Source organism: Pseudomonas sp. UFMG81, from assembly GCF_015354575.1.
Lineage (GTDB): Bacteria > Pseudomonadota > Gammaproteobacteria > Pseudomonadales > Pseudomonadaceae > Aquipseudomonas.
The window spans coordinates 73548-100247 of sequence record NZ_JACAFQ010000013.1 but is presented as its reverse complement, the minus strand read 5'-3'; the positions used below and the strand labels follow the sequence as shown (position 1 = coordinate 100247).

General features: G+C 64.6%; 19 protein-coding genes and 2 pseudogenes. 5 read left to right on the top strand and 16 right to left on the bottom strand.

Annotated elements, in window-relative coordinates; genetic code table 11:
* Positions 1–1065: 1065 nt before the first annotated feature.
* The 3 genes from ampE to IX761_RS12695 form a co-directional block, all read right to left on the bottom strand.
* Positions 1066–1896 (bottom strand): regulatory signaling modulator protein AmpE, encoded by an 831-nt coding sequence (gene ampE / locus IX761_RS12705; protein WP_194789932.1) that lies wholly within the window; start codon positions 1894–1896, stop codon positions 1066–1068.
* Positions 1893–2459: a 1,6-anhydro-N-acetylmuramyl-L-alanine amidase AmpD gene (gene ampD, locus IX761_RS12700; RefSeq protein ID WP_194789931.1), complete on the bottom strand. Its 567-nt coding sequence runs from the start codon at positions 2457–2459 to the stop codon at positions 1893–1895. The genes ampE and ampD overlap by 4 nt, the downstream gene beginning before the upstream one ends.
* A gap of 266 nt (positions 2460–2725) precedes the next feature.
* Positions 2726–4852 (bottom strand): DUF1631 domain-containing protein, encoded by a 2127-nt coding sequence (locus IX761_RS12695; RefSeq protein WP_194789930.1) that lies wholly within the window; start codon positions 4850–4852, stop codon positions 2726–2728.
* A 244-nt stretch (positions 4853–5096) separates the two neighbouring features.
* On the opposite strand from IX761_RS12695, the gene nadC reads away from it, so the two are divergent.
* Positions 5097–5945 carry a carboxylating nicotinate-nucleotide diphosphorylase gene (gene nadC, locus IX761_RS12690; protein ID WP_194789929.1) on the top strand — a complete coding sequence of 283 codons (849 nt, stop codon included), beginning with the start codon at positions 5097–5099 and terminating at the stop codon, positions 5943–5945.
* A 122-nt stretch (positions 5946–6067) separates the two neighbouring features.
* Here the strand turns inward: nadC and trxB are convergent, their stop codons facing one another.
* Entirely contained in the window at positions 6068–7030 is a 963-nt protein-coding gene (trxB, locus tag IX761_RS12685) for a thioredoxin-disulfide reductase (RefSeq protein WP_028689829.1), read from the bottom strand.
* 432 nt (positions 7031–7462) lie between these two features.
* Between trxB and cysZ the strand changes: the two genes are divergently transcribed.
* Positions 7463–8191: a sulfate transporter CysZ gene (gene cysZ / locus IX761_RS12680; protein WP_194789928.1), complete on the top strand. Its 729-nt coding sequence runs from the start codon at positions 7463–7465 to the stop codon at positions 8189–8191.
* Between the two features lie 149 nt (positions 8192–8340).
* Here the strand turns inward: cysZ and IX761_RS27605 are convergent.
* Both IX761_RS27605 and IX761_RS27600 read right to left on the bottom strand, forming a co-directional pair.
* Positions 8341–8766 (bottom strand): annotated as a pseudogene (locus IX761_RS27605) (methyl-accepting chemotaxis protein); the annotation flags it as partial.
* Positions 8767–8934: 168 nt separating this feature from the next.
* A pseudogene (locus IX761_RS27600) lies at positions 8935–9567 on the bottom strand (PAS domain-containing protein); the annotation flags it as partial.
* Between the two features lie 268 nt (positions 9568–9835).
* Between IX761_RS27600 and IX761_RS12670 the strand changes: the two are divergent.
* A complete protein-coding gene (locus tag IX761_RS12670) occupies positions 9836–11053 on the top strand; it encodes a glycosyltransferase family 4 protein (protein ID WP_194789926.1) in 1218 nt (405 codons plus the stop codon).
* Here the strand turns inward: IX761_RS12670 and IX761_RS12665 are convergent.
* The 3 genes from IX761_RS12665 to IX761_RS12655 all read right to left on the bottom strand — a co-directional run bounded on the left by IX761_RS12665 (position 11022) and on the right by IX761_RS12655 (position 13405).
* Positions 11022–12125 carry an NADH:flavin oxidoreductase gene (locus IX761_RS12665; RefSeq protein ID WP_194789925.1) on the bottom strand — a complete coding sequence of 368 codons (1104 nt, stop codon included), beginning with the start codon at positions 12123–12125 and terminating at the stop codon, positions 11022–11024. The two genes, IX761_RS12670 and IX761_RS12665, sit on opposite strands and share 32 nt — an antisense overlap.
* Before the next feature lie 172 nt (positions 12126–12297).
* Positions 12298–12780, bottom strand: coding sequence for a glutathione peroxidase (locus tag IX761_RS12660; protein ID WP_194789924.1), 483 nt, complete (start codon positions 12778–12780; stop codon positions 12298–12300).
* A gap of 139 nt (positions 12781–12919) precedes the next feature.
* Positions 12920–13405 carry an FKBP-type peptidyl-prolyl cis-trans isomerase gene (locus IX761_RS12655; RefSeq protein ID WP_194789923.1) on the bottom strand — a complete coding sequence of 162 codons (486 nt, stop codon included), beginning with the start codon at positions 13403–13405 and terminating at the stop codon, positions 12920–12922.
* Here IX761_RS12655 and IX761_RS12650 point away from each other — a divergent pair.
* A complete protein-coding gene (locus IX761_RS12650) occupies positions 13404–13706 on the top strand; it encodes a DUF3565 domain-containing protein (protein WP_194789922.1) in 303 nt (100 codons plus the stop codon). The two genes, IX761_RS12655 and IX761_RS12650, sit on opposite strands and share 2 nt — an antisense overlap.
* 32 nt (positions 13707–13738) lie before the next feature.
* A complete protein-coding gene (gene pta, locus IX761_RS12645) occupies positions 13739–15829 on the top strand; it encodes a phosphate acetyltransferase (protein ID WP_194789921.1) in 2091 nt (696 codons plus the stop codon).
* A gap of 42 nt (positions 15830–15871) precedes the next feature.
* Here pta and IX761_RS12640 read toward each other — a convergent pair whose 3' ends face one another.
* The 7 genes from IX761_RS12640 to IX761_RS12610 all read right to left on the bottom strand — a co-directional run bounded on the left by IX761_RS12640 (position 15872) and on the right by IX761_RS12610 (position 26526).
* The gene (locus tag IX761_RS12640; protein ID WP_194789920.1) at positions 15872–16591 is read right to left on the bottom strand and encodes an OmpA family protein; all 720 of its coding nucleotides are present in this window, start codon (positions 16589–16591) and stop codon (positions 15872–15874) included.
* Positions 16592–16686: 95 nt separating this feature from the next.
* On the bottom strand, positions 16687–17331 hold the full coding sequence (locus tag IX761_RS12635; protein ID WP_194789919.1) for an MBL fold metallo-hydrolase: 645 nt from the start codon (positions 17329–17331) through the stop codon (positions 16687–16689).
* A 508-nt stretch (positions 17332–17839) separates the two neighbouring features.
* Complete coding sequence (locus IX761_RS12630; RefSeq protein ID WP_194789918.1) at positions 17840–18532, bottom strand: sensor histidine kinase; 693 nt, start codon at positions 18530–18532, stop codon at positions 17840–17842.
* Complete coding sequence (locus IX761_RS12625) at positions 18529–20136, bottom strand: tetratricopeptide repeat protein (RefSeq protein ID WP_194789917.1); 1608 nt, start codon at positions 20134–20136, stop codon at positions 18529–18531. The genes IX761_RS12630 and IX761_RS12625 overlap by 4 nt, the downstream gene beginning before the upstream one ends.
* A 151-nt stretch (positions 20137–20287) precedes the next feature.
* Positions 20288–23005: a LuxR C-terminal-related transcriptional regulator gene (locus tag IX761_RS12620; protein ID WP_194789916.1), complete on the bottom strand. Its 2718-nt coding sequence runs from the start codon at positions 23003–23005 to the stop codon at positions 20288–20290.
* Between the two features lie 244 nt (positions 23006–23249).
* The gene (locus IX761_RS12615) at positions 23250–24614 is read right to left on the bottom strand and encodes a DUF1329 domain-containing protein (protein WP_194789915.1); all 1365 of its coding nucleotides are present in this window, start codon (positions 24612–24614) and stop codon (positions 23250–23252) included.
* 25 nt (positions 24615–24639) lie between these two features.
* Complete coding sequence (locus IX761_RS12610; RefSeq protein WP_194789914.1) at positions 24640–26526, bottom strand: DUF1302 domain-containing protein; 1887 nt, start codon at positions 26524–26526, stop codon at positions 24640–24642.
* Positions 26527–26700 lie beyond the last annotated feature (174 nt).

The following is a 26700-nucleotide window of genomic DNA, read 5'->3' as shown; positions in this document are numbered from 1 at the left end:
ACCGTCGCCTGACTGGCCTGGGCGCTGGCGGCAAGGGTGCTTTTGGCGCGGTTGTCGGTGCCCAGGGCGTCATCGATACGCAAGGCGTAGTCGGCGGAAAGCCGCTCCAGGCGCTGCAACAGGTCCTCGAACCGGGCACTGCCTGAGGAGTCCATGAAGCCACGGCCCAGGGCTACCGAGCCCATCGCCCGCCCTTCACCGATCGCCTGGGTGACCTGCGCCGTGGCACTGCCGACCAGCTCACCGAGCTGGCGCACCGATGCCTGGCTGTCCTGGTTCAGGCCCGACTGGCTGGCGACCAGCTTGCCCAGCACCTGGGCCTGGACGAGCAGGCCGTCGAACAATGCCGTCTTGTTCTGCAACGAGGTTTCGCCACGGGCGCGGGTGAACGCCTCGGCCAGTTCGGCGCGCTTGGCTTCAAGCGCCGGGTCGCTGGCCTGGAGCGTGTCGAGCCGCGCCTGGACCTTGTCCTGTAGCGCGGTGATGCGGCTCTCCACGTCACCGGCCTGGCCCGACTGGCCCAGCACGGCGTTGATCTGCAGCAGGTTGCCGAGGGTTTCCAGGTCTCCACGCAGCGCCAGGCTCTCGCCCAGCGGAGCAAGGCCCAGCAGCTCGACCCGGGTGGCGTGGAATTGGTTATAGGCGTCGCGCACCAGGTAGAAGCTGGTGGCCAGCATGGGCAGGAAGAAGAGGACGCTGATCAGGCTGAACTTCATGCCGAAGCTCAGCCGGTTCATCAGTGCGATGGCCGGATAGAGCAGATGCTTCACGGGTCACCTCCTTGAATTCTTGTTGTTCTGCGGGGTAGCACTTGGCCATCGAGGGCCAAACGCTTTGTATAACGCAGAATGGATTCAAGGTTTGTAACTTAAGGTTAAGCGGGTGTTCACAGGCCTGTTCGCCGGCAAGCCGGCTCCTACAGAAAACGCGCAGGCCCTTGGGAACAGGACCAATGAAACGTAGGAGCCGGCTTGCCGGCTCCTACAGGAAACGCGAAGGCCCTTGGGAACAGGGCCAATGAAACGTAGGAGCCGGCTTGCCGGCGAAACAGGCGACGCCGGTTGATCAGACCAGCACCGTCCAAAGCGCGAAGCCGGCATACCACAGCACCGCGCAGCGCAGCAGCAACTCCCACAGGCTGTCCAGGCGCTCCAGGCCACGCTGGCGGTCCTCTTCTTCCGGAATGTCATCGGCCACCCGCCCGACCTTGGCCACCAGGTGGCCGGCGCTGATATGCCAGTCAAGCAGTTCATGCAGCATCACCCGGGTGACCGCGACGAAGTTGCCAACCAGGGCGAAGCTCACCGCCATGACCCGCACCGGCAGCCAGTCCAGGGCATGGCGCAGCTGCTCGGCCAGGGTCTTGAGCGCCGGCTGGCGGCTGTGGTCGACGGTAAGGGCGAGCAGGCGATAGGCCAATGCCGCGCCCGGGCCGAGCAGGAAGTACCAGAAGATCACCGCGAAGAAGTTCTGGTAGGCCTGCCACAGCAGGTGCCCCTGCACTCGCTTGATCAGCGACGGCGCATCGTCGGCGGCCAGCCCCAGGTCACGTTCGGCCACATGCAGCGCGGCCTGGTCGTCACCCCGTCGCCAGGCGTCGCGGAACGGCCCCAGCGCGGCTTTCACGTCACCCCGCCCAAGGCTGTAGACCAACACCAGCAGGTGAATCGGCAGCGCCAACAAGCCATAAGCCACCGGCTCCAGCACATGCAGCAGCAACACCAGCAGCGCCAATGGCGCCAGGATCAGGATGGCCAGGGTCCACCAGGGGTGCACTTTGCCGCTGCGCTCCAGGCGCACCAACTCGCCGAGATAGAAACCATCACGCTGCAATCGATGGCGCAGGGCCGAGAACTTCTCGACCCACAGCACCAGCAGCAACACCAGAAAACTCATGCCTTGTCCTCGTTACGCAGCAGGGCGGCGCGGTAGCGCGGCCAGTCGAATGCCGGGCCAGGGTCGGTCTTGCGCTGTGGCGCGATATCGTTGTGCCCGCAGATACGCTTGGCATCGATCACCGGCCAGGCGCCACGGATCTCCCGGGTCAGCTGCTCCAGGGTGGTGTACTGGGCATCGGTGTAGGGCAGCTCATCGGTGCCTTCAAGCTCGATGCCGATGGAAAAATCGTTGCAGCCTTCGCGCGCGTCGAAGCGCGATACCCCGGCATGCCAGGCGCGGTCGAGCAGCGAGACGAACTGGGTGACCGCGCCGTCGCGCTCGACGAACAGGTGCGCCGACACGGTCAAATGGTTGATGGTGGCGAAGTACGGATGCTCGTCTGGGTCGAGGCGGTTCTGGAAGAACTGCTGGACCTTGCCGGTACCGAAGCAGGCGGGTGGCAGGCTGATGTTGTGGATGACCAGCAGCGAGATCGCTTCGCCCTCAGGGCGGGCATTGAAGTTCGGGGAGGGGCAGTGGGCAACACCGGTGAACCAGCCGGTCGCACGGTCCAATTGCATGGGGCCAATCCTGAAATGACGCTGGGAACAGGCCCTCAGTATGCCGCGCGTCTGCGACGCTTGCATGTAAATGATTGTGCAGTGCGTTTGCGGGGCACCCTGCCCCCTGATCGCCAGCAAGCTGGCCCCCCACAAAAAGCCTGTGGGAGCAACTGTCTTGCTCACAATCTAAAAACCTGGCGCGATCCCTGTGGGAGCGGGCTTGCCCGCGAACACGGGCGCAGCCCGTGCCAGGCGCCGCCGACTTGCCAGCGATGGGCTGCACATCATGAGCCGCGCAGCTGCTCCAGTACCGCCTCCAGCGCCCGCTCGAACAGCAACCGGTCATCCAGCACGCGCACCTGCGCGCTGCGCAACGCCTCGGCCAGGCCGTCCCGGCTCCACTCACGCACCTTCAACCCGGTACGGTTGGCGAACACCAGGCGATCACTGCTGTCGATGCGGGCCACCAGCTTGCAACGCAACGGTTCGTCATCGTCCAGCACCTCGACCCAGGCGCCGATACGCAGGCGTTGCACCTGGCGCAGGGCCGGCGCCTCAGCGCCGAACCGCAGTGCCGGGCCAGCGGGCGGCTGCTCGGCAAGCTCCAGCACAATACCGTGCTCTACCAAGACCTCGCACAAGCTGTCGTCGGGGTCGGTCACCCCGGTACAGGTGCGCAGGTGCAGCTTCTCCAACTGCATGAAGAAATCACGGGTGGCCGCCGAGTCCAGTGCCACACTCGCCAACCCCTCGCGAAGGGCCTTGAGCAGGCCTGGCAATTGTTCCAGCAGTTGGCCCGGCTCAGCGTGCGGGGCGATGCTGGCCAGCAGCTCATCGACCGTCGCCAGGCCGTCGCGCCACGCCGGCGACGCTTCACCCTGCTTCAGCCAAGCCAACAACAGCACCTGGCTCCAGGACTGCTCGAGCATTCGCACCACCACCTGCGGCAATAGCCGACCTCGCAGGCGCTGGTTGAGTGCCTGCTGTACCTGCTGGCGGGCCTGCAAAGCACGCACACGTCCCTCTTCGGCATCGCGGGTGCGCTGTTCGAGCAACTCATTGCGCCGACGCTCGTCCTGGCTGAAGGCCAGGAACTCGTCGAGCAGCTCGTCGAACAGCTGGCAGTCTTCGCAAAAGTCGTTGAGCAGACGCTGGACGATGCGCTCAACCCGCAAGTGCAAGCCATCGCCTTCAGCCTCCCAGCCGATGGCGGCGCTGGCGATTTCGTTGAGCAACCGGCGCGCCGGGTGGCTGGCACGGCTGAACAGGCCCTTGTCGATCAACGCGACCTTGATCAGCGGAATGTGCAGGCGGCCGATCAACCCACGCAGGCTCACAGGCAGGTTGTCGTCGCGTTCGATGAAGGCGAACAGCAGGCCCATCAGGTTGATCATGTCTTCATCGTCACCGCCGATCCGTCGCCGGGTGCCGCTGCGCACGCTGACCCGCAGCAGCAACTGCTCGAGCTGCTGGCCAAGGTCGAAGTCGTCTTGCTCGCCCGGTGCCGGCACGTAGTGCTGCAGGTGCGTGAGCAGGCGCAGCAAGTCACCGCTGCCGATCGGCTGGGCGGCCGCGACCGTCTGCAAGCGTGGGGCGAAACGCCCGCGGGCCGGGGCCAGCAGGGCCTGTAGCGAGGCGAAGAACGCTTGCCCTGCCTGGTCTTGCGCAGTCTCACCCAGCGCCTGGCTGGCCGCCATCCGGCGAGGAATGCTGCGCCGGTCCTCTGCGCGGCGTCGCGGTGCGGGCGGCAGGTCGGGCAATACGCCGGCGCCCGCCAGCAGCTGGCTGGCCTCGCCATACAGCAGGTCGAGGTCGCGCAGCACATAGCGCTCGAACAGCTTGAGCAGCACCATTTTGACGTTGGGCCCCACCCCCAGGCTGCGCCCCGCCGCCAGGAAGTAACCGCCCAGGCTGGCCGGGGACAGCGGGTTGTGGGCCTGATCCAGGTCCTGTTCGAGCAGGGCCGCGAAGCGCAGGTTCAGTTGCCCCAGCACAAAGCCGTCGCGCGACAACACACGCTCGACCATGGCCTGCATGGCCACGGAACGTTCGAGCACGCTTCTGTCGGCTGTCGGTAGCTCGCGGCTGGGCTGCGCGATACCACCCTGGCCGATCCGCGCGAAGGTTTCGTAGAACGTATCGAGGAAGCTGCGCTCGATGCTCTTGCGCTTGAGGCGCAGGTCGCGCATGGCTTCGAAGTAGAAGTGCTGGTCAAGACGGCCGTCGGCCTTGTCGGCCATCTCGAAGAGGGTGTCGTCGGCATTGTCGAACAGCGCCTGCAAACCCTGGCGCAGCTGCAGAGCGGCTTTGTCGCGCACTTGCAGGAGCAATAGCGGAAGGCACGACGAGGGCGGCTGCGCGCCTCGGTCGATGGCCCCCACCAGGGGCACCACCTTGCCTTCTTCCTGCATCCCGGACTCCTTGCTGGGTGTTTGCGTGGTTCGATTGCGCGAAAATCGTCAAAGCTATGACGCCAAATACAAGGCGCCATTATCGATGAAAACGCCGACAGCTGCCAGCGCGCCTTTCGTACGCTTGAATGACTGCACCTGACGCAAATGACTCACGCGGCCCGACCAAAGGTCATCGCCCCGGCAGCTGTACACACCGCCCCCCTGCCCTATAATCGCCGGCACCTAGCTTGTGGAGCCGACCATGCCGAACCTACGCCTCGCCGACCTGACCGCCGAAATCGAAGCCAACGTGCGCCGCGCGCTGCTCGAAGACATCGGCAGCGGCGACATCACCGCCCAGCTGATCCCGGCCGAGCGCCTGGCCAAGGCGACCATCATCACCCGCGAGGACTGCGTGATCGCCGGCACCGCCTGGGTGGATGCGGTGTTCCGCCAGCTCGACCCGCGGGTGGCGGTGCACTGGCAGGTGGCCGACGGTGAACGGGCCACGGCCAACCAGGCGTTGTTCCACCTCGAAGGCCCGGCACGTTCGCTGCTCAGCGGCGAGCGCTCGGCGCTGAACTTTTTGCAGATGCTCTCGGGCGTGGCCACCCGCGCGCGCTTTTTGGCCGACCTGGTCGAGGGCACCCAGGTGCGCCTGCTCGACACCCGCAAGACCCTGCCGGGGCTGCGCCTGGCGCAGAAGTACGCGGTCACCTGCGGCGGCTGCCACAACCACCGCATCGGCCTGTACGACGCGTTCCTGATCAAGGAAAACCATATCGCCGCCAGCGGTGGCGTGGCCGAGGCGGTGGCAGCGGCGCACCGTATCGCCCCGGGCAAGCCGGTGGAGATCGAGGTGGAAAGCCTGGACGAGCTGCGCCAGGCGCTGGACGCCGGGGCCGACATCGTCATGCTCGATGAGCTGAGCCTGGACGAGATGCGCGAAGCAGTGCGCATCAATGCCGGCAAGGCGAAGCTTGAGGCCAGCGGCGGGGTGAACGAGACCACCTTGCGGGTGATCGCCGAGACCGGTGTGGACTACATCTCCATTGGTGCGATGACCAAGGATGTGAAGGCCGTGGACCTGTCGATGCGCCTGAGCCTGTGAGCTGAATCGCAGCCATGAAAAAACCGGCCAATTGGCCGGTTTTTTTGTCGATCCTGTTCGCCGGCAAGCCGGCTCCTATGGGGTACTGCAGGAGCCGGCTTGCTGGCGAAGCGACGCCACGCTTAGTGCGCGGCGTTGGCCAGGCCGTCCAGGTAGCGCTCGACGTCCAGGGCCGCCATGCAACCGGCGCCGGCCGAGGTGATGGCCTGGCGATAGACGTGGTCGGCCACGTCGCCAGCAGCGAACACGCCTTCGACGTTGGTGGCGGTGGCGTTGCCTTCACGGCCGCCGTGCACCACCAGGTAGCCGTCCTTCAAGGTCAGCTGGCCTTCGAACAGCGAGGTGTTCGGGGTGTGGCCAATGGCGATGAACACGCCGTCGACCTTGATCTCGTCGAAGCTGCCATCGTTGTTCTTCAGGCGCGCGCCGGTCACGCCCATGTTGTCACCCAGCACTTCGTCCAGGGTGGCGTTGAGCTTGAGCTCGATCTTGCCTTCGGCGACACGGGCGTGCAGCTTGTCGATCAGGATCTTCTCGGCGCGGAAGGTATCGCGGCGGTGCACCAGGGTGACCTTGCTGGCGATGTTGGCCAGGTACAGCGCCTCTTCCACGGCAGTGTTGCCGCCGCCGACCACGGCGACCGGCTTGTTGCGGTAGAAGAAACCGTCGCAGGTGGCGCAGGCCGATACGCCCTTGCCCATGAAGGTCTCTTCCGACGGCAGGCCCAGGTAGCGGGCGCTGGCACCGGTGGCGACGATCAGCGCGTCGCAGGTGTAGGTACCGCTGTCACCGCGCAGGGTGAAGGGCTTGTTGGCCAGGTCCACGGCATTGATGTGGTCGAAGACGATCTCGGTCTCGAAACGCTCGGCGTGTTCCTGCATGCGCTGCATCAGGGCCGGGCCGGTCAGGCCGTGGGGGTCGCCCGGCCAGTTGTCGACCTCGGTGGTGGTGGTCAGCTGGCCACCGGCCTGCATGCCGGTGATCAGCAGCGGCTTGAGGTTGGCGCGGGCGGCATAGACCGCGGCGCTGTAGCCGGCAGGGCCGGAACCGAGAATGATGACGCGCGAATGACGTACTTCAGACATGTCGAACTCCTGTCGAGCCGAATTAAAAGGGACCCACGCAGCACTTTGGGGAAGGCTACAACGCGTCGGTCCGAAAGCTAAAAAAGTTGAAGGCACTGTAGCGAGGCCGCAGAGATTAAGGAAATATCCTTCGACAATCCACCTTATAGACAAGCTCTATCTACAGAAGAAACTGATAGGCAAGGCCCACAGGCTTTGTTACAGGCCGTTTCCTAGGCTTTGTGCTAGAAGTCGCCGAGCGGCGATCAGGCATGGCGAAAACAGGCGAGGAAGCGGAGTTTACTGGCTGTAAATGAGCATTCCGAGCCTGTTTTTCAACGCAGCATGATCGTCGCGCAGGCACTTTTAGTAGAAAGCCTAAGCGCGGGGTGCCTTTCGTCGCCACGGTAAACTCGGTAAGGTCAGCCCGTTTTCCTTCTGCGGAGCATTCCGATGCAAGCCCCCGTCCTTTCCGGCCCCCAGTACCTGCGTGAAGGGCTGAAACTCATGCTCAGCCCAGGCCTGCGGATGTTCGTGCTGCTGCCCCTGGCGATCAACCTGCTGCTGTTCGGTGGGCTGATCTACTTCGCCGGCCATCAGTTCAGCCTGTGGGTCGACACCCTCATGCCCACCCTCCCCGACTGGCTGAGCTTCCTCACCTACATCCTCTGGCCGCTGTTCGTCGCCCTGATGCTGTTGATGGTGTTCTTCACCTTCACCCTGCTGGCCAACATCATCGCCGCGCCGTTCAACGGCTTCCTGGCGGAGAAGGTCGAGGTGGTGGTGCGCGGGCAGGACAACTTTCCGCCCTTCAGCTGGGGCGAACTGATCGCCATGGTGCCGCGCACCTTCAGCCGTGAGATGCGCAAGCTGGGCTACTTCCTGCCGCGCGCCATCGGCCTGTTCATCCTGTCGTTCATTCCGGTGGTCAACCTCATCGCCGCGCCGCTGTGGCTGGTGTTCGGGATCTGGATGATGGCCATCCAGTACATCGACTACCCGGCGGACAACAACAAGATGAGCTGGCAGGACATGTTGGCGTGGCTACGCAGCAAGCGCTGGCAGTCGATGGGGTTTGGCGGGATCACCTACCTGGCGCTGATGATCCCAGGGGTGAACGTGCTGATGATGCCGGCGGCGGTGGCGGGCGCTACGCTGTTCTGGGTGCGCGAGCGCAGCTGAACTCCCACAAGCCCGTAGGAGCGGCCTTGTGTCGCGAAAGGGCTGCAAAGCAGCCCCAGAAACTTAGCGCCAAAGCAGAAATTGCTGGGGCCGCTTTGCGGCCCTTTCGCGACACAAGGCCGCGCCTACACAAACAATGCCATAGCCAATCAGTGGCTCAGCTGGCTGGAAAACTGCCCCACCGCATCCACCACCTTCTTTGCCCCTTCCTGGATCTCGACGATCACCCCGCCGGTGTCGGCGGCCAACGCCAGCCCTTGCTCGGCCTGGCGCTTGCTGGTGTCGATGATGTCCACCGCCGCCTGGGCGAGCTGCTCGTTCTGCTGCACCACCTTGGCGATCTCCTCGGTGGCGCTGCTGGTGCGCGAGGCCAGCTGGCGCACTTCGTCGGCGACCACGGCGAAGCCACGGCCCTGCTCGCCGGCACGGGCGGCCTCGATGGCGGCGTTGAGGGCCAGCAGGTTGGTCTGCCCGGCGATATCGCTAATGGTCTTGATGATCGCGCCGATCACCTTGGACTGCTTGTCCAGCGCCTGGATGCCATCGGCGGCGTCCTGCATCGAGCCTTCCAGGCCACGCATCACTTCGACGGTCTGGGTCACCACGTCGGTGGCCTTGCGCGCGCTGCTGTCGGTTTCCAGCGAGGTGTTGTAGGCGATGTCGGCGGCCTGGGCCACGGCCAGTTCCTGGTTGACCTGGTCGGTGATGACGGTGGCGAACTTGACCACTTTGTACAGCACGTCGTGGGCGTCGATGATCGGGTTGTACGAGGCCTCCAGCCACACGGTGCGGCCGTAGGCATCGACGCGCTTGAAGCGGTCGGCGACGTATTCGCCACGGCGCAGTTTGTCCCAGAACGCCTTGTATTCGACCGAGTTGGCTTCTTCCGGCGCGCAGAACATACGGTGATGCTTGCCGCGCACCTGTTCGAGGCTGTAGCCCATGCCCTGCAGGAAGCGATCATTGGCGGTCAGCACCTGGCCATCGAGGTTGAACTCGATCACGGCGGTGGAGCGCATCAGCGCCTTGATCAGGCTTTCGTGCTCGCGGGAGGTCTCGATGGTGCGGGTCAGGTCGCTGGAGTGCAGGGAGAAATGCTTGATCCGGCCCTCGCTGTTCTTCACCGGTTGCAGGATCGAGCGCAGCCAGGCCTCTTCGCCATTGCCGCGCAGCAGGCGGAAGGCGCCGTTGAGGTGTTCGCCACGGGTGATGGCGGTTTTCATGCGCTGATAGAAGTCGAGCTTCTTCACATGGGCCGGGACGATCTCTTCGATGTTGCGGCCGATCAACTGCTCGGCGCGGTAGTGCATCTCGGTCTCGAAATTGCCGTTGACCGACTCGATGCGCCCCTGGGGGTCGAGCTGGAGCACCAGCATCTCGCTGTCGAGGCTGTTCTTGACCTGCTCGATGGACATCAATTCTTCGCGCAGTTGCTGGATTTCTTGCTTCAGTTTGCTGTTGAACATCACCGCTCTCCCGGAGCGCACACCCATAGTCGAATGCATCTGCATCGGCCGCGTACCGGGGGTTCTTGAGCGGCCAGGACGGAAAAATTCAGGCTGTTCAAACGCCACGAATCAGGCGTCATAAGTTCGTCACAAAGGCGTCACATGGGCGCAATCCAGGCGGCAGAAAATTTTTGTCATGAATACAGCCCCCCTGCGTATCACCCTGGTCAGCGAAACCTTCCCTCCCGAGATCAACGGCGTGGCCAATACCCTTGGCCGGCTGAGCGAAGGGCTGCGCCTGCGCGGCCACCACGTCGAGGTGATCCGACCGCGCCAGGCGAGCGACAGCGTGCCCGCCAGCGCGGACGACCTGCTGCTGTGCCGGGGCTGGCCATTGCCGGGCTACCCCGGGTTGCAGTGGGGCGAGGTGTCGATGCACAAGCTGTTGCGCCGCTGGCGCCGGCAACGGCCCGATGTGCTGTACATCGCCACCGAAGGCCCGCTGGGGCTGAGTGCACTGCGTGCCGCCCGGCGCCTGGGCATCGCCGTGGTCAGTGGTTTTCACACCAATTTCCCGCAGTACTCCGGGCAGTATGGCCTAGGCCTGCTGGCCCGGCTGCTGACCCACTACCTGCGCTGGTTCCACCGGCGCACGGCGATCACCCTGGTGCCCAGCGCCAGCCAGCGCCTGGAGCTGGAACGCCGCGGGTTCGAGCGCCTGGGCCTGATGGCCAGGGGTGTGGATGCCTGCCTGTTCAACCCGGCGCGGCGCAGCCAGGCCCTGCGCGAACAGTGGGGGCTGGCGCCGGAGGATATCGCCGTGCTGCATGTGGGGCGCCTGGCCGCGGAGAAGAACCTGGCCCTGCTGCGCCCGTGCATGGAGGCCTTGCAGAACAGTTATCCACAACAGCGCCTGCGCCTGATCGTGGTCGGTGATGGCCCGCAACGCGCCAGCCTCGCACAGCAACTGCCGGATGCGGTGTTCTGTGGCGCGCAACGCGGGGAGGTGCTGGCCGAGCACTATGCCAGCGGCGATCTGTTCCTGTTCCCAAGCCTGACCGAGACCTTCGGCAACGTGGTGCTCGAAGCGATGGCCTCGGGGCTGGCGGTGGTCGCCTACGACGAGGCCGCCGCTGCCCAGCACATCCGCCATGGCCACAGCGGCGCACTGGCCATGCCCGGCGACCAGGCGGGGTTCATCGATGCCGCTTGCTGGTTGCTGGAGGAAGGCGAAACCCTGCGCAGGGTGCGCCTGAATGCCCGCCAGCACGCCAGCCGCCAGGGATGGCCGGCCATCGTCGAACAGTTCGAGGGTTATCTGCGCGATGCCAGCCAAGGGCCTGCGCACATCGGCGAGCAGGCCCACGGCGGCGCTATCGGGATCAAGCCAGGGTCGTCAGTGCCTCGCGGCTGAACGGCAGCACATCGGCTTCGCGCCCGTCACGTACCTTCTGCGCCCACTGCGCGTCCACCAGCAAGGCGCGGCCCACGGCCACCAGGTCGAATTCCTCGGCCTGCAACCGGCGCAGCAAGCCTTCCAGGCTGGCCGGCTTGGCCACCTTGTCGGTGGCGACCATGAACTGCAGGAACTCGCCATCCAGGCCTACGCTGCCCACGGTAATGGTCGGCTTGCCGGTGAGCTGGCGGGTCCAGCCGGCCAGGTTGAGGTCGCTGCCGTCGAACTCCGGCTCCCAGAAACGCCGGGTGGAGCAGTGAAAGATATCCACACCCGCTTCGGCCAGCGGCGCGAGGAACGCCCCCAGGGCCTCGGGGGTTTGCACCAGGCGCGCGTTGTAGTCCTGCTGCTTCCATTGGGAGAAACGGAAGATGATCGGGAAATCCGGGCCGACCGCTGCGCGCACGGCCTGGATCAGTTCGATGGCAAAGCGCGAGCGGGCGGCCAGGTCGCCGCCGTATTGGTCATCGCGACGGTTGCTGGCCTCCCAGAAGAACTGATCGATCAGGTAGCCGTGGGCACCATGGATCTCCACGCCGTCCATGCCAATGGCCTGGGCATCGCGGGCGGCCTGGGCGAACGCGGCGATCACCTCGCGGATATCGTCGTGGCTCATGCCATGGACCAGCACCTGGCCATCCTTTTCCTTGCCGCTGGGGCCGTAGCCCGGGACTTCGCCATCCGGTTCGGTACCCACGCGGCGCACGCTGCCCACATGCCACAGCTGCGGCACGATGCGCCCGCCTTCGGCGTGCACCGCCTCGACCACGCGCCGCCATCCGGCCAGGGCATCTTCGCCGTGAAAGCGCGGCACGTTGGGGTAGCCGTTGGCGGCCTTGTGGCCGACCGTGGTGCCTTCGGTGATGATCAGGCCAACACCGGCGGCGGCGCGGCGGCGGTAGTAGTCGACCACGCCATCATGGGGTACGCCACCGGGGCAGAAGGTGCGGGTCATCGGTGCCATGACCACACGGGTCGGCAGGTCGAGGGTGCCAAGGGTGAAGGGCTGGAACAGAGGGTTGCTGGCCATGTGGCGCTCCCGACAGGTGAGGAAATGCGCCTGAGCTTAGGGGGAGCGTGGGGGTGGGCACAGCATTATTGATTGGAGTGATCGAGGGGTATCCCCCAGATCATTCGCCGACTACACCGGCCCCGTAGGAGCCGGCTTGCCGGCGAACCTGTCGCTACAAGCAAACTGGATATCAGGCCAGGGCCTTCTCGATCGCCTGCACTACGGTTGGGTCGTCCGGCGCGGTACGCGGCGCAAAGCGCGCCAGCACACGGCCATCCTTGCCTACCAGGAATTTCTCGAAGTTCCAGGTGATGTCCCCTGGGAACTCGGCGCCCTCGCCTGCCAGCAGACGGTACAGCGAATGGCGCTGCGGGCCGTTGACCTCGAGCTTGGCCCCCAGCGGGAAGCTCACGCCGTAGTTGAGGCGGCAGAACTCCTGGATCTCCTTTTCGCTGCCGGGCTCTTGGCCGGCAAACTGGTTGCACGGCAACCCCAGCACATTGAAGCCCTTGCCCTTGAACTGCTGGTGCAGTGCTTCCAGCGAAGCGTACTGCGGCGTCAGGCCGCATTTGGAGGCGACATTGACCACCAGCACCACCTGGCCCTTGAACGGGGCAAGGGGCAGTTCCTCGCCGTTCAGCGCCGTCAACGTCAGGTCGTGAAATGCACTCATGTTGATTCCCCTCTCAGGTTCCCGGTTGCCGCTGGGGCGAATCCCGCCCACTAAAAAGGCGCGCGGCCAAACCGTCCACTCCCGAAGGATGTCCGGCTTGCCCGAGCGCCTGGCGACTGTCTGAGCTTAGCGCAGAAAATCAGTGGTGATGGCCACCTTCACCGTGGATGTGACGGTGAGCGATTTCTTCTTCGCTGGCGTCACGTACGTCAACAACCTTGACCTTGAAGTTCAGGCGCTGGCCGGCCAGCGGGTGGTTGCCGTCAACGGTGACGTCGTCGCCGTCGATGTCGCGGATGGTGACGATCTGCATCTGGCCATCGGGTGCCGAAGCGTGGAACTGCATGCCGACTTCCAGCTGGTCGACGCCTTCGAACAGACTGCGGTTCAGGGTGCTGACCAGTTCGGCCGAGTATTCGCCGTAGGCGTCTTCAGGCTCGATGGCAACTTCCAGCTCGTCACCTGCCTGCTTGCCTTCCAGGGCTTTTTCCAGGCCCGGGATGATGTTGCCGGCACCGTGCAGGTAAACCAGCGGCGCACCGCCGGCGGAGCTGTCGATGGTCTCACCGGCATCATTGGTCAGGGTATAGTCGATGGAGACAGCCTTGTTGGCGGCGATCAGCATGGGGCAGGACCTTTTGCAAAAGAATGTAGAGCGGGGAAGTGTAACCAAGGCACCGACCGATTGCGAACCGACCTTGGACGAAGGGCTGCCCGTCAGTCTGATCACCGGTTTCCACCAGGACGAGGAAGGCCACTGGGTGGTCGAGCTGTCCTGCGGCCACACCCAGCACCTGCGCCATCAACCTCCCTGGCAGGCGCGCCCCTGGGTACTCGATGCCAGCGAGCGCCAGCGCCGGATCGGCCAGGCATTTGCCTGCGGCTGGTGCGCCCAGGGGGCGGTTAGCGATACCCTTGGCCGTTGAACTCCTTGCACCGCTTATTTCGAGAAGCACGCATGCAGACATTTTTCATTGCGCCCACCGATTTCGGTGTCGGCCTGACCTCCATCAGCCTGGGCCTGGTGCGCACCTTGGAGCGCGCCGGGCTGAAGGTCGGCTTCTTCAAGCCGATCGCCCAACCGCACCCCGGCGACACCGGCCCGGAGCGCTCCAGCGAACTGGTCGCCCGCACCCATGGCATCAAGCCGCCCACACCGCTGAGCCTTGGCCATGTCGAGCGCATGCTGGGTGACGGCCAGCTGGACGAACTGCTCGAAGAAATCATCCGCCTCTACCAGCAAGCCTGCGTCGGCAAGGATGTGGTGGTGGTCGAAGGCATGGTGCCCACCCGCCATGCCAGCTACGCAGCAAGGGTCAACCTGCACCTGGCCAAGAGCCTGGATGCCGAGGTGATCCTGGTATCGGCGCCGGAGAACGAGGTGTTGAGCGAGCTGTCCGGGCGCGTCGAACTGCAGGCCCAGCTGTATGGTGGCCCGCGCGACCCGAAGGTGCTGGGGGTGATCCTCAACAAGGTGCGCACCGACGAGAGCATGGCCGATTTCGCCACCCGCCTGCGCGAACACTCGCCGCTGCTGCGCGGCGACGACTTCCGCCTGCTCGGCTGCATCCCCTACCAACCCGACCTCAACGCACCGCGTACCCGCGACGTGGCCGAACTGCTCGGCGCCCAGGTGCTCAATGCCGGTGACTACGAGCAGCGGCGCATGAACAAGATCATCATCTGCGCCCGCACCGTGGCCAATACCGTGCCGTTGCTCACCTCGGGCACGCTGGTGGTAACCCCTGGAGATCGCGACGACATCATCCTCGCCGTGAGCCTGGCGGCGATCAACGGCGTGCCCTTGGCCGGCTTGCTGCTGACCAGCGACAGCAAGCCCGACCCGCGCATCCTGGGTTTGTGCCACGGCGCCCTGCAGGCTGGCCTGCCTATCCTGTCGGTGAGCACCGGCTCCTACGACACTGCCAACCAGCTCAACTCGCTGAACCGCGAGATCCCGGTGGACGATCGCGAGCGCGCCGAGTTCATCACCGACTTCGTCGCCAGCCACCTCGACGCCGCCTGGCTGCACCAGCGCTGTGGCACGCCACGCGAGCTGCGCCTGTCACCGGCGGTGTTCCGCTACCAACTGATCCAGCGGGCCCAGCAAGCCAACAAGCGCATCGTCCTGCCCGAAGGCGCAGAACCCCTGCTGGTGCAGGCCGCCGCCCTGTGCCAGGCGCGCGGCATCGCCCGTTGCGTACTGTTGGCCAAGCCTGAAGAGGTGCAGGCGGTGGCCCGCGCCCAGGGCATCAGCCTGCCGCCGGACCTGGAAGTGCTCGACCCCGAACTGATCCGTGGCCGCTATGTCGAGCCAATGGTCGACCTGCGCAAGAGCAAGAACCTCAACGCGCCGATGGCCGAACAACAGCTGGAAGACCCGGTGGTGATCGGCACCATGATGCTGGCCCTGGGCGAAGTCGATGGCCTGGTTTCGGGGCTGGTGCATTCGACCGCCAACACCATCCGCCCAGCCCTGCAACTGATCAAGACCGCGCCGGGCTCGAGCCTGGTGTCCTCGGTGTTCTTCATGCTGTTCCCCGACCAGGTGCTGGTCTACGGCGACTGCGTGATGAACCCGCACCCCAGCGCCGCGGAGCTGGCCGAGATTGCCCGGCAGAGCGCCGAGTCGGCCGAGTCGTTTGGCATTGCGCCGCGGGTGGCGATGCTCAGTTACTCGAGCGATTCGGCGGCCAGTGACGAGGAGGTGGAGAAGGTTCGTGAAGCCACGCGCCTGGCGCAGCAGGCCGAGCACGACCTGCTGATCGACGGCCCCTTGCAGTACGACGCCGCAGCCAACCCGGACATCGCCCGCCAGTTGGCACCGGCAAGCCCGGTGGCCGGGCGCGCCACGGTGTTCGTGTTCCCCGACCTGAACACCGGCAACACCACCCACAAGGCGGTGCAGCGCAGCGCCGACTGCGTCAGCCTCGGGCCGATGCTGCAAGGCTTGCGCAAACCGGTGAACGACCTGCCACGCGGGGCGCAGGTGGACGATATCGTGCATACCATCGCGTTGACGGCGATCCAGGCCAGCACCGTACGTTGAAATGAAAAAGGGCCGCTGCGCGGCCCCTTTTGGCTTCAAGCCTTACGGATACTGCTGAACGGTACCCTGCTGGTCATACTGCTGCCCAGGAATCGGCTTCAGGTTGACCTCCACCCGACGGTTCTGCGCACGGCCATTGGCATCGGCGTTGCTGGCGATCGGCTGGTCTGGGCCCAGGCCGCGCACACTGACCCGCGACGGGTCGACACCCTGCGAGGTCAGGTAGGTGCTGACCGCCTGGGCACGGCGCTGCGACAGGTCCATGTTGTGCTGGCGGCTGCCGGTGCTGTCGGTGAAACCAACCACCTCGATGGTGTTCTGGTTGAACTGCTTGAACGAGCCGGCGAGGTTGTTCAGCGGCGCGTAGAAACTTGGGGAGATGTTCGCCGAATCGGTGGCGAAGGTGATGTTGCCCGGCATGATCAGCTTGATCTGGTCGCCCTGGCGCTGCACTTCGACGCCGGTGTTGGCCATCTTGGCACGCAGTTCGGCTTCCTGCTTGTCGGCGTAGTAGCCGTAACCCGCGGCGGCGGCACCCACCGCGGCGGCGCCGATCAGCGCACCCTTGCCACGGTTGTTGTGGTCGATGGCGGCACCGGCGATGGCGCCGGCCAGCGCGCCCAGGCCACCGTATTTGGCGGTCTTGCTCATCCCTGTGGAGCCCTGCGCCTGGCCCTGGCCGTCATAGGGGTTGGGGCTGGCACAACCGGACATCAGGGCGGCGGCGGTAGCGACGATAATCAAACGACGCATGGTGAACATGGACAAGCTCCTACTGAAATTCAAAAGTGCACGGGATCGTATGCGGACCTGTGCCGGCCTTGGATTGCAGCGAGGCGAAAAAATTCCATGAAACCTCAGGCGCGCACGAACGGGTTCTCGCGCATCTCGTCGCCGAGGCGGGTGTCCGGGCCATGGCCGGTCACCACGATGGCCTCTTCATCCAGGCGGTACAGCCGCTCCTTGATGGAACGAACGATAGCCCGCTGGTCGCCCCCCCACAAATCGGTGCGGCCGACACCGCGGCGGAACAGGGTGTCGCCGGCGATCAGCAGCTTGTGCTCGGCGAACCAGAAACTCATCGAACCTGGGGTATGCCCCGGTGTGTGCAGCGCCACGCCGCAACCGCAGGCCAGCTCCTCGTCATCGCTCAGCCAACGGTCCGGCGACGGCACCGGCGTGTAGGGCACGCAGAACATCTGGCACTGCATTTCCAGGTTGTCCCACAACGGCTGGTCGGCCTTGTGCAGGTGCAGGGTGGCACCGGTCAGTTCCTTGAGCTTGCCCGAGGCGAGGAAATGGTCGAAATGGGCGTGGGTGTGGATGATGCTCACCAAGGTCAGGCCATGGTGTTGCAGGCGGGCGAGAATCTTCTGCTCGTCGCCGCCCGGGTCGACGACGATGGCCTTCTTGCTGACCGGGTCACCGATCAGGGTGCAGTTGCACTGCAACGGGCCGACGGGGAAGGTTTCGCGAATTAGAGTGGTGGTCAGTGAATTCATGCTGGCCTGACAGGGATTATCGAGAAAGACACAACAAAGTTACGCGAGAGAAGCACTGAAGGCTAATACATGGCTCAATTCGCCAACCGAGCATCTGGCTCAGATTAAGCGCCTTTATCCCCTGCCATGTGGGCAATACCGCAACCGCGTAAATAAAACGCCCCAGTTTCAACAGATCTCCAAGCCAACAGGGCGCATGTTGTTCCAGGCTTGGAGGTCTTTGGGATCGGGTGCCCGCAAGTCACACTGACTCAGCAGGTTTTCAAGATCATATCGAGGTCTGGTCCGATGCTTTGGCGGACGCCTCTTGCTGCGAGGGGGCAGACATTCTCTTCCAGTGTTTTTCACAGATGCGACTCCTGAGATGCATTGAAGCCGCATTAGTAGGCACTTCAGACACTGAATAAAAGACCCTGGACGCCCAGCTCTGCATCCAAGGAATGAGCCTACACGAGAAAAGGAATCACCTGCCCCTGAGACGGAATTGCTTCGCTTGAATACTGGCCATTCAAGGGAGATACAAGCGGAACAACCCACCCCCCAACGTCCCGCCATTGGCAATCTCGATCCGCCCGCGCACACCATTGCGCTCATGCAGCGCGGCGATGCGCGCGGCAAAGTACAGGCCCAGCCCGGTGCTGCCGCTTTGCGGGTCGATGCCCTGCACATAATCCAGTTGGCGCTCGAGCATGCGCTGTGGATAACCGGCGCCGTCGTCGTTGACGCTGATCACCAACTGCTCGCCCTCTTCCTCGATGCCGATCAGCAGCGCATGGCCGGCATAGCGGGTGGCGTTGGTGATGACGTTGGCAATCACCGATGCGACCAGTTCCCGGTCGAAGAAACCCAGCGGGTTCTCCGTGTCGATGCGCCAGGTGGCCAGGATGTCACGGTGCTTGAGCACCTCTTCCTGGGCCGCCAGCTGGGCTTCGATGAAATCTTCCAGCTCGTGGTAGTCGGGGCAGATGGGTAACTGGTTCACGCCCAGCTTGTACAAGCCCAGCAGCTGCACGAGCATGCCGTTGAGGTGGCGAAACTCGTGCTCCATCACGCCCTGCTCGGCGCCGCCACGCAGTTCCTCGGGCAAACGTCCCAACCATTGGTCGTGGGCCTGGATCAGCGCCGACAGCGAGTTCTTCAGGTCGTGCACGGTGGAGGCGATCACCGTCGAAAAGTCCAATCCCTGGTTGTCGTGGTTCATGCGCCGAATACCCGGATATGCAGTTTGCGGTAGCGATCGTAACGGCTGTCGCTGGCGGGGATGCCGGCCACGCTGGTCAGGCAGCTGCGGCACTCCTGCATCAAGGCCGGCGGCGGCGTTTCGCCCCCGATGCGCAGCAGCGCCTGGGCGGTGTTGAGGGCGATACTGATGTTCTTCGGCTGCAACGACAGGGCCTTGCGGAACATCCCCAGCGCTTCGCTCAGCTGGCCGGCCTGGTAGCTGCGCACGCCCTGGCGGTTGAGGTCGACCGCTTCGGTGACGGCACCGAGCACGGTGGGGTCGTCGGTGAGCTTGGCCACGCTCTGCATCACTTTCGGGTCGTCACCGTAGGTTTCCACGCAGCCCTTGAGAATCGAGGTGCCGGCGGCATCCTGGCCCAACTGCTGCAACTGCTTGGCCACGGTCAGCGCAGCCTCCACGGAGAAGAACTGCTCCATCTTCTCCAGCCGTTGCATGGCCTGCTCGGTGAGCTTGGCGGCGGTGTCCGGGTCGCCGGCCTGCTGCAGGCTGGCGGCCTTCATCAGGCGCGCCCGCACTTGCAGGCCCTGGTCCTCGACGTTCTCCTTGGCCACTTCACTGAGCACGGTGTTGATCTCGACCCGGGTACGGGCGTCGAGGCCGTTGCCGACGTTCTTGTTCATCAACGCCTGCACCAGGCCAAGGTTGCTCTCGGCATCCTTGTAGCGCGAACTCTGCCCTTGGTTGACGGCATGGCGGAAGGCCTTCGAGGCGCTGTCGAAGTCGGCGTTGTCCAGCGCCAGCTTGCCCAAAGCCGCCTGGCGGCGCACGGCAAGGGGCGACAGGCGCACCGCCTCTTCGAGCATGTGCTGGGCGCGACGGGTCTCGCCCTGGGCCACCAGCACTTCGGCCATGCCATCGTACAGGCCGGGCATGATCGGGAACGCCTTGAGCGCCTGTTCGTAAACCCCCTGGGCCTGGGCATGCTGGCCGCGCTTGTGCAGCAGGCTGCCGAGGGCCGAGTAGACCCATGGCTGAGGGCGGCTGGCGAGGATGCCCTTGAGGAATTTCTCCAGCTCCTCAAAGCGATTGAGGTCGCGCAAGGCATCGGCGCGGTAGCGCAGGCACAACGGCGCGAAACGCGGGTCCTGTTTGCACAGCTCGGCGCAAGCGGCGAGCACCTCGGCCGGGCGACCGCGATCCAGGGCCTGGAGGATCGGCTTGAGCAAGGTCTTGCGCTGGAACAGCTTTTCCAGGCGCTGGGCCAAGCCTACCCGGTTGAACGGCTTGGTGAGGTAGGCGTCGGGCTCGTGCTCGAGGGCGCTGAGGACAATGGCCTGGCTGCTTTCGGCCGTGACCATGATGAACACGCACTCATGGCTGATCAGCTTGTCGAGAATCAGGTCCTCGAGCACCTGCTGGCCGTTCTTCTTGCCATCGCCCAGGTGGAAGTCCTGGAGAATGAAGTCGTAGCGCTTCTGCGCGCACATGCGCAGCGCCTGCTCGCCACTGTCGGCGGTGTCGACGTCGCGCACACCCAGCTCGCGGAGCATCGAGCGTGTCGAGGTACGAAAGTCGGTGAAGTCGTCGACGATCAGAAAGCTTTTTTGCCCGTACTGCAGCATCAACACGACCTGTATTGGAGAAAAGTAGGGAGATGGCGCGCGGCGATGCCCACCGCCGGAATGTGTATCGGCAGTGGCACGGGAAAGATGAGCCCGGCATGAAGCGGCACTGCGGGTGGCCAGTGGCCGCATGGTAGCGGCCAGCCGGCCTTCAGGCCAGCAAACCGAGGGTCTTGGCCCGGGCAACGGCTTGTGTGCGCCGCTCCACCCCTAGCTTGCTGTTGATATGGCTGGCGTGGGTCTTGACCGTATGCAGGGAGATGAACAGGCGTTCGCTGATCTGCTGGTTCGAACAGCCCTGGGCGATGAGCTCCAGTACGGCCAGCTCACGACCGCTCAGCGCTTCAGCAGCGGCCATGGTACTTGTAAGCGCCTCGGGCAGGCGCGCCAGCAACGCTGCCTGGATCTGGCAGGTTACCCGCGCCTCGAGCTGCTCACGCAACCAGTGGGGATGCTCCTCCACCAGCCGCTGGAATGCTTGCAGCGCGCCCCCCTGTGCCGCATCGATGGCTTGCGCCAGCACTTTGCAGGCACAGGCTTCTTGGCCCTGCTCCAGCAACAACCCGACCAACTGGCATAACGCGCTCACCGCCAGTGTCATGCCGCCATTGGCCTGGCCACGCTCGGCCAGTGCCCGCAAGCGCGATTCGGCCTCGCGTGGGCGCTGCAACACGCGCTCCAGCAGGGCCTGCTGCAACTCGATATGCAGCGGCAGCAGCGGGTGGAATTCCGGTGCGGCGGCAGGCTGCTCGCCAACGTAAGTCTGGCCCAGGCGCAGCAGCCAGGACTCGGCCAGGTCGGTTCGGCCCTGGGCCAGCCACAGTTCGCATTTCACCAGGGTGATCATGGCGAGGTAGAAGATCGGCGGCACATCCCAGATGTGCATCAGGCGCTCCGCTTCGGCCAGCTCGGCGAACGCATCGGCGAACCGGCCTTCACGCCCATCGAGGGTGGCGATCACGCAATGGCCGATCAGCACACTGATATCGCGGCAGGCGCGCGCTTCGCTGAGCCCCGCGCGCAGGCGCGTGCGGGCCTGGGCCGGTTGCAGGTGCGCGGCCAGCAGGTAGCCTTCGTACAAGGTGAGCCGGGCGCGTACGGCATACAGGCGCTGCCCCGACAAGCCTTGCAGGCGCTGCAAGCCCTGGCGGACTTCATCGAGCGCCCGCCGCACCTCGCCACGGGCGTGCAGCACACGGGCCCGGTCGTAGTGGGCCAGGGCCTCGAACAACGGGTTGCCAACGCGCTGGGCCAGTTCGAGCGCCTCACGGTTCCAGCCACGTGCCCGCCAGAAATCGCCATCGGCAATGGCCAGGTTGGACAGCGTGGAAAGGCATACCAGCCGTTGCCCATAGCGCTTGTTGGGCAGGCTTTGCAGGGCTTCGCTGCAATAGCTCAGGGTTCGCTCGCGATCACCGCGCCCTCGGGCGATCACACCGCTCAAGGCCAACCACTGGGCGAGCATGGATTTTTGCGCGGTGGCCGAGGGGGCCGGCAGAAAACGGCTCAAGTAACCCGCGAGTTCCTCGGCTGCATCCAGCTGGCAGGCCAGGCCCAGGGCCCAGCTGTACAAGACGATCAGCCGCGGCGTGCTGATCAGCAAGCTGTCGGGCAGGTCCATTTTCCAACGCAGCAACATGCCGACATTCTGCTCGGCCAGCAGTTGCTCCTCCGACAGGCTCTGCACCAGGTCGGCGGCGACGTCGAGATGCCCCGCGCGCAAGGCTTGCTCCACGGCCTCGTCAAGCAACGCCTGCCCCTCGAACCAGCGGCAGGCGCGCAAGTGCCGTGTTGCCAAGGGGTCGCCGGCCTGCCGGCTGCGCAGCAGGTCGGAAAACAGGTGGTGATAACGGAACCAGCGGCCGTGCTCGTCGAGCGGCACCAGGAATACCTGGTGGGCCTGGAGGTAGTGCAACACCTCAGCGCTGTCCTGACGGTCACGCACGGCATCGCACAGTTCGGCGCAGAAGCGTTCCTGGCATGCGGTGTCGTAGAGAAACGCCTGAACCGGCGCGGGGAGGATGTCGATGACCTCTTCGAGCAAGTAGTCGCGGATCAACCCTTCGCCGCCATGCAGCGCCTGGGGCAAGGCGTTGTCATCCCCCGACTCGCTGGCCGCCAACTGCCAGAAACGAAGCCCCGCGACCCAACCATCGCTACGCTGGATGAGGTTGTCGAGCGCCTGGCCACGCAGGCCGGTGGGCTGGCGGCCGATCACGGCGAGGGATTCGTCGGGGGTCAGGCGCAGGTCCTGCTCATTGAGCTCGACCAGCTGACGTGACAGGCGCAGGCGTGCCAGGTGCCAGTCCGGCCGCTGGCGGCTGGTCACCAGCAGCACCAGCCCGGCGGGCAGGTGGTTGAGGAAAAATTGCAGGCAACGGTCGAGCACCGCGCCCTGGGCCAGATGGTAGTCATCCAGCACCAGCAGCAAGGGCGTGTCGGGTTGCAGGTAGAGTGTGAGCTCGTCGAGCAGGCCGTCGAGCCACTCTTCGAAGGCGAAGGGCTGGTGGCGCTGGCGCATCTTCAGCAACCCTAGCGCCTGCCCACCCAGCGCCGGGCAGAATTGTTGCAACCCTTCGAGCAACCGCTCGAGAAAACGCCCCGGGTCGGCGTCACGTTGGCTCAGGCCAAGCCAGAGGCTGCGCCAGTGGCTGGGCAGCGCTTGGCAGAACTCGATGGCGAGCGAGCTTTTACCGAAGCCCGCCGGTGCGTTCACCAGCAGCAGGCGCCCACCCAGCCCGGCTTGCAGGCGCTGGCACAGGCGCGCCCTGGGCACGTGCGCGGGTGGCAGGGGCGGTCTGAAGAAACGCCCGTCCAGCAGGCCCAGGGCCTGACTGGCGACTCCATGCGTACGGGACAGGTCTGTCATGGCCGGCTCGTTCTGATTGGAAGACTACGGCGGTACGAACTTTTGCGAGACTAGCGACAAATGCTACGCATTTGAAGGTGATGGCTGCGATTTGGCCAAAAAAGACTACGACAAAAAGAAACAACGGTGACACACATCAGGGAGTTCGATAACCCGTCATAACCAGGGCGTGCCCGGCCATAACAGAAACGCCCCGGCAAGCCGGGGCGTTCTGGGAGATTACACGGAGTTTGACGCGGTCAGCTTAACGAACCCCGGCCTGGCGCAAAGCGGCTGGCTGGAAGTCGGCCTTGCTGGCACTGAAGCCGAAGTTGTAGGCGCTCTTCTCTTCGTTCTTCATGCCCAGGGCCAGGTAACGGCCCGATTGCAGGTCGTAGATGGCTTCGAGGGTGTACCACGGTACCTGCACGTTGTAGTACGGCTGGGCATGGGCTTCCGACACGCGCCACAGCTGGTTGCGACCGTCGTACTGGTCGATCACGGCTGCCTGCCAGGTGTCCTCGTCGATGTAGAAGTCACGCTTGGCGTAGATGTGACGCTGGCCAGGCTTGAGCGTGGCGACCACGTGCCAGACACGACGCAGCTCGTAACGCGCAAGGTCCTGGTTGATGTGCCCGGCCTTGATGATGTCGGCGTACTTCAGCTTCGGGTCGTCGAGCTTGTAGGCGTTGGAGGCGATATACATCTCCTTCTTGCCTTCGAGCTTCCAGTCGTAGCGATCCGGGGCGCCGTTGTACATGTCCAGGTTGTCGGAAGTCCGCAGGCCGTCGGCCGCGGTACCCGGGCCGTCGTACGACACCTGCGGGGCCTGGCGCACGCGACGCTGACCGGCGTTGTAGATCCACGCCTTGCGCGGCTCCTTGACCTGGTCAAGGGTCTCGTGAACCAGCAGCACGGTACCGGCCAGGCGCGCGGGCGCGGTCACTTCCTGCTTGAAGTAGAACAGGATGTTGCCCGGGTTGGCTGGGTCGTAGTCCTTCATCTTGTCGCGGAAGACGAACTGGTCCTGGAAGTACACCAGGCTGTAGGAGCCGTTCTGCTGCGGGGTGGCCTGGGTGACCAGGCGGGTCACGCTGCCGCCACGGTAGCGGGTGATGTGGTTCCAGATCACCTCAAGACCATCCTTGGGGATCGGGAACGGCACGGCGGTGCGGAAGTTCTCCAGACCGTTGCCGCCCGCGACCAGAGTCGTCTTGGTGGCGTTTTCCTTGATCGCCGCGAAGACGTCATCCGGTACGGTGGCACCGCGGTGGGTCTTGTACACCGGGATCTTGTAGGTATCCGGATAGCGCTTGAGCATGGCCAGCTGGCCCGGCGAAAGCTTGTCCTTGTACTGGTCGGCGTTCTGCGCGGTGATGGTCAGCAGCGGTTTCTCGCTGCCGTAGGGGTCGGACAGGAAGCCCTTGGCGTCGGCGCTGCCGGCACTCTTCGAGAGCGGCTCCCACGGGCCGATCGAACCATCGGCGTTACCGGCCTTTTCGGCGCCCATCGGGGTGAGCGACGCGCCCAGCTTGGCCGCCTCATCGGCGGAAACCGCAGCCATGACGCTGGTCGCCAGCAGGGACATGCCCAGAACACCGACTTGCAGCAGACGTGTGGTCATTTTCATTCTGTTGTCGTCCTGGATCAGTGTCTTAGAAGTTCACGCCGAAGCTGAGCGCGACGAAGTCACGGTCATCCACGGTGGTGTACTTGCCGTCGAAGAAGTTGGTGTACGACAGGCTGGCCGTGTAGGTGTTCTGGTACTCGGCGTCCAGGCCCAGGCTGATCGCCTTGCGGCCTTCCTCGAAGTTGGCACCCGGGCCCGGCGAGTAGCCGGAGACATCGTGCGACCAGGCCACGTTGGGCTTGAGGTTGACCCCGGCGAACACGTCGTTGTAGTCCCAGATCACGCGGGCGCGGTAGCCCCAGGAGGTGCTGGTGGTGTAGCCGTCGTTTTCGCACTTGCGGTTCAGGTTGGCCGTGGAGGTACCTGGGCCGGCACCGGCGATGGTGCTGGCGTTGAGCGCCTGGCAGGTGTTGGCGCCACCGGTGGCCGGCAGCGGGCCAGGGCCGTAGACCGGGTCGCGGCCGTAGCGCATGTCGTGGGCGCTTTCCAGGCCGCCGACGTGGGTGATACCCACCTCACCGACCACGGTCATGCGGCTGGCGCCCATCACCTGGTCGAAGAAGTGCGTCAGGGTGGTCTGGAACTGGGTGATTTCCTTGCGGTTGTAACCGTGCAGGTCCTGGCCTGGAACGCCGTTGAGCAGCGAGGCATTGGCCAAGGCGCCGCCGATCGGGCGTACGCCAGCGAACAGGATGTCGGTGGTGTTCAGCTGCACCGGTGCGTTGGGGCGGTAGCTCAGCTCACCGCTCCAGGCCGTGCCGGTGGGCAACGTGGTGGAGAAGCTCAGGCCGTAGAGACGGATATCCTCGGGGTACTCGACGAAGTACTGCGAGTTGCCCGCGACGATCAACGGTGCCAGCGACCTCAGCTGGGCGGGCAGCGCGGCCAGGCTGCGGTATACCGATGGCGCGGCGCCGGTGGCACTGAAGATCGGTGCACGGCTGTGGTAGTTCATGAAGTAGGCACCGAACTCGGTGTCCAGCGGTTCGAACATGTAGCGCATGGCCACGCCGAACTGGCCGCTGTCGCGGGCATCGCGATCGGCACCGCGGCGCACCAGCACGCCTTCTTCGTCGATGTTCACGCCACGGGTACTGAGGAACTGGCGGGCTGCGGCCGGCACCGTGCGGCTGCTGTTGAGCACGCGCAGGTTGTCGGTGCAACCGTCGGCGATGATGTCTGGCTGCGAGAAGAACGTGCCGCAGTTGTCGACGACGGTCTGGTCCCATTCGATCTGGTAGAAGGCCTCGGCCGACAGGTTGTCGGTCAGGCTCTGCGAGATGTAGAACATGTTGACCGGGATCAGGCCTTCCTTGACCTCGGCGCCAGGGCGGCGGAACGCGGACACGTCGATCGGGTTGATCGAGTTGATGCCGCCGCCGATGAAGGTGCTCTCGCCCCAGCTGACCACCTGCTTGCCCAGGCGCACGGAGCCCGGCAGGTCAGCGATGGAGTAGTTGTGGTAGACGAAGGCGTCGAGCAGCTCCGCGCCGGAAGACTTGGCGCCTTCCTTGCGGCCCGAGTCGCTGATGTTCTTGAACTCGCGGTTTTCGTCCTTGAGCTCGAAGTCGTACCAGTACTTGCCGCGGACGAACACGCCCGTGTCGCCGTACTTGAGCTCCAGGTCGTGGATACCCTTGAAGATCTTCGAGAAGGTTTCGCCTTTCTTGAAGTTCAGGTGGCCGTCGTCGGAAGTCTGCGACAAGCCCTTGCCGCCGTTGTTGACACCGATGAGGTTCTTGTTCGGGTTGGCGGTCGACCAGCTGGCGCCGACGGAGAGCGACGAGTCGAACTGGCCTTCGATTTCCCCAATGTTGAAGCTGACAGCGAAAGCAGGACTTGCGAGCGTGGAAGCGAGGCTGACGGCCAGGGGCAGTTTCGCCCGGCGCCAGAACGGGTTTGCAGATGTCATCGACGCTACTCCATGTACTTTTTTGTTATGGCAGTGAGTCCTTTCAGGAACGGCGTGAGCGCCTGGTGATCAGTCGGCTCCTGCCTGTGGCGCCAGCGAAAATACGTGGCGCCTCCCCCATTCCTGAAAATCCCCTGACCCGACTATATCCAGCGACTACAGGTGCTTGATCCC

Bases quoted from the DNA above. Each gene is read 5' to 3' on its own strand.
- ampE (WP_194789932.1), bottom strand. From the start codon at position 1,896: ATGAGTTTTCTGGTGTTGCTGCTGGTGCTGTGGGTCGAGAAGTTCTCG.
- ampD (WP_194789931.1), bottom strand. From the start codon at position 2,459: ATGCAATTGGACCGTGCGACCGGCTGGTTCACCGGTGTTGCCCACTGC.
- IX761_RS12695 (WP_194789930.1), bottom strand. From the start codon at position 4,852: ATGCAGGAAGAAGGCAAGGTGGTGCCCCTGGTGGGGGCCATCGACCGA.
- nadC (WP_194789929.1), top strand. From the start codon at position 5,097: ATGCCGAACCTACGCCTCGCCGACCTGACCGCCGAAATCGAAGCCAAC.
- trxB (WP_028689829.1), bottom strand. From the start codon at position 7,030: ATGTCTGAAGTACGTCATTCGCGCGTCATCATTCTCGGTTCCGGCCCT.
- cysZ (WP_194789928.1), top strand. From the start codon at position 7,463: ATGCAAGCCCCCGTCCTTTCCGGCCCCCAGTACCTGCGTGAAGGGCTG.
- IX761_RS12670 (WP_194789926.1), top strand. From the start codon at position 9,836: ATGAATACAGCCCCCCTGCGTATCACCCTGGTCAGCGAAACCTTCCCT.
- IX761_RS12665 (WP_194789925.1), bottom strand. From the start codon at position 12,125: ATGGCCAGCAACCCTCTGTTCCAGCCCTTCACCCTTGGCACCCTCGAC.
- IX761_RS12660 (WP_194789924.1), bottom strand. From the start codon at position 12,780: ATGAGTGCATTTCACGACCTGACGTTGACGGCGCTGAACGGCGAGGAA.
- IX761_RS12650 (WP_194789922.1), top strand. From the start codon at position 13,404: ATGGGGCAGGACCTTTTGCAAAAGAATGTAGAGCGGGGAAGTGTAACC.
- IX761_RS12655 (WP_194789923.1), bottom strand. From the start codon at position 13,405: ATGCTGATCGCCGCCAACAAGGCTGTCTCCATCGACTATACCCTGACC.
- pta (WP_194789921.1), top strand. From the start codon at position 13,739: ATGCAGACATTTTTCATTGCGCCCACCGATTTCGGTGTCGGCCTGACC.
- IX761_RS12640 (WP_194789920.1), bottom strand. From the start codon at position 16,591: ATGTTCACCATGCGTCGTTTGATTATCGTCGCTACCGCCGCCGCCCTG.
- IX761_RS12635 (WP_194789919.1), bottom strand. From the start codon at position 17,331: ATGAATTCACTGACCACCACTCTAATTCGCGAAACCTTCCCCGTCGGC.
- IX761_RS12630 (WP_194789918.1), bottom strand. From the start codon at position 18,532: ATGAACCACGACAACCAGGGATTGGACTTTTCGACGGTGATCGCCTCC.
- IX761_RS12625 (WP_194789917.1), bottom strand. From the start codon at position 20,136: ATGCTGCAGTACGGGCAAAAAAGCTTTCTGATCGTCGACGACTTCACC.
- IX761_RS12620 (WP_194789916.1), bottom strand. From the start codon at position 23,005: ATGACAGACCTGTCCCGTACGCATGGAGTCGCCAGTCAGGCCCTGGGC.
- IX761_RS12615 (WP_194789915.1), bottom strand. From the start codon at position 24,614: ATGAAAATGACCACACGTCTGCTGCAAGTCGGTGTTCTGGGCATGTCC.
- IX761_RS12610 (WP_194789914.1), bottom strand. From the start codon at position 26,526: ATGACATCTGCAAACCCGTTCTGGCGCCGGGCGAAACTGCCCCTGGCC.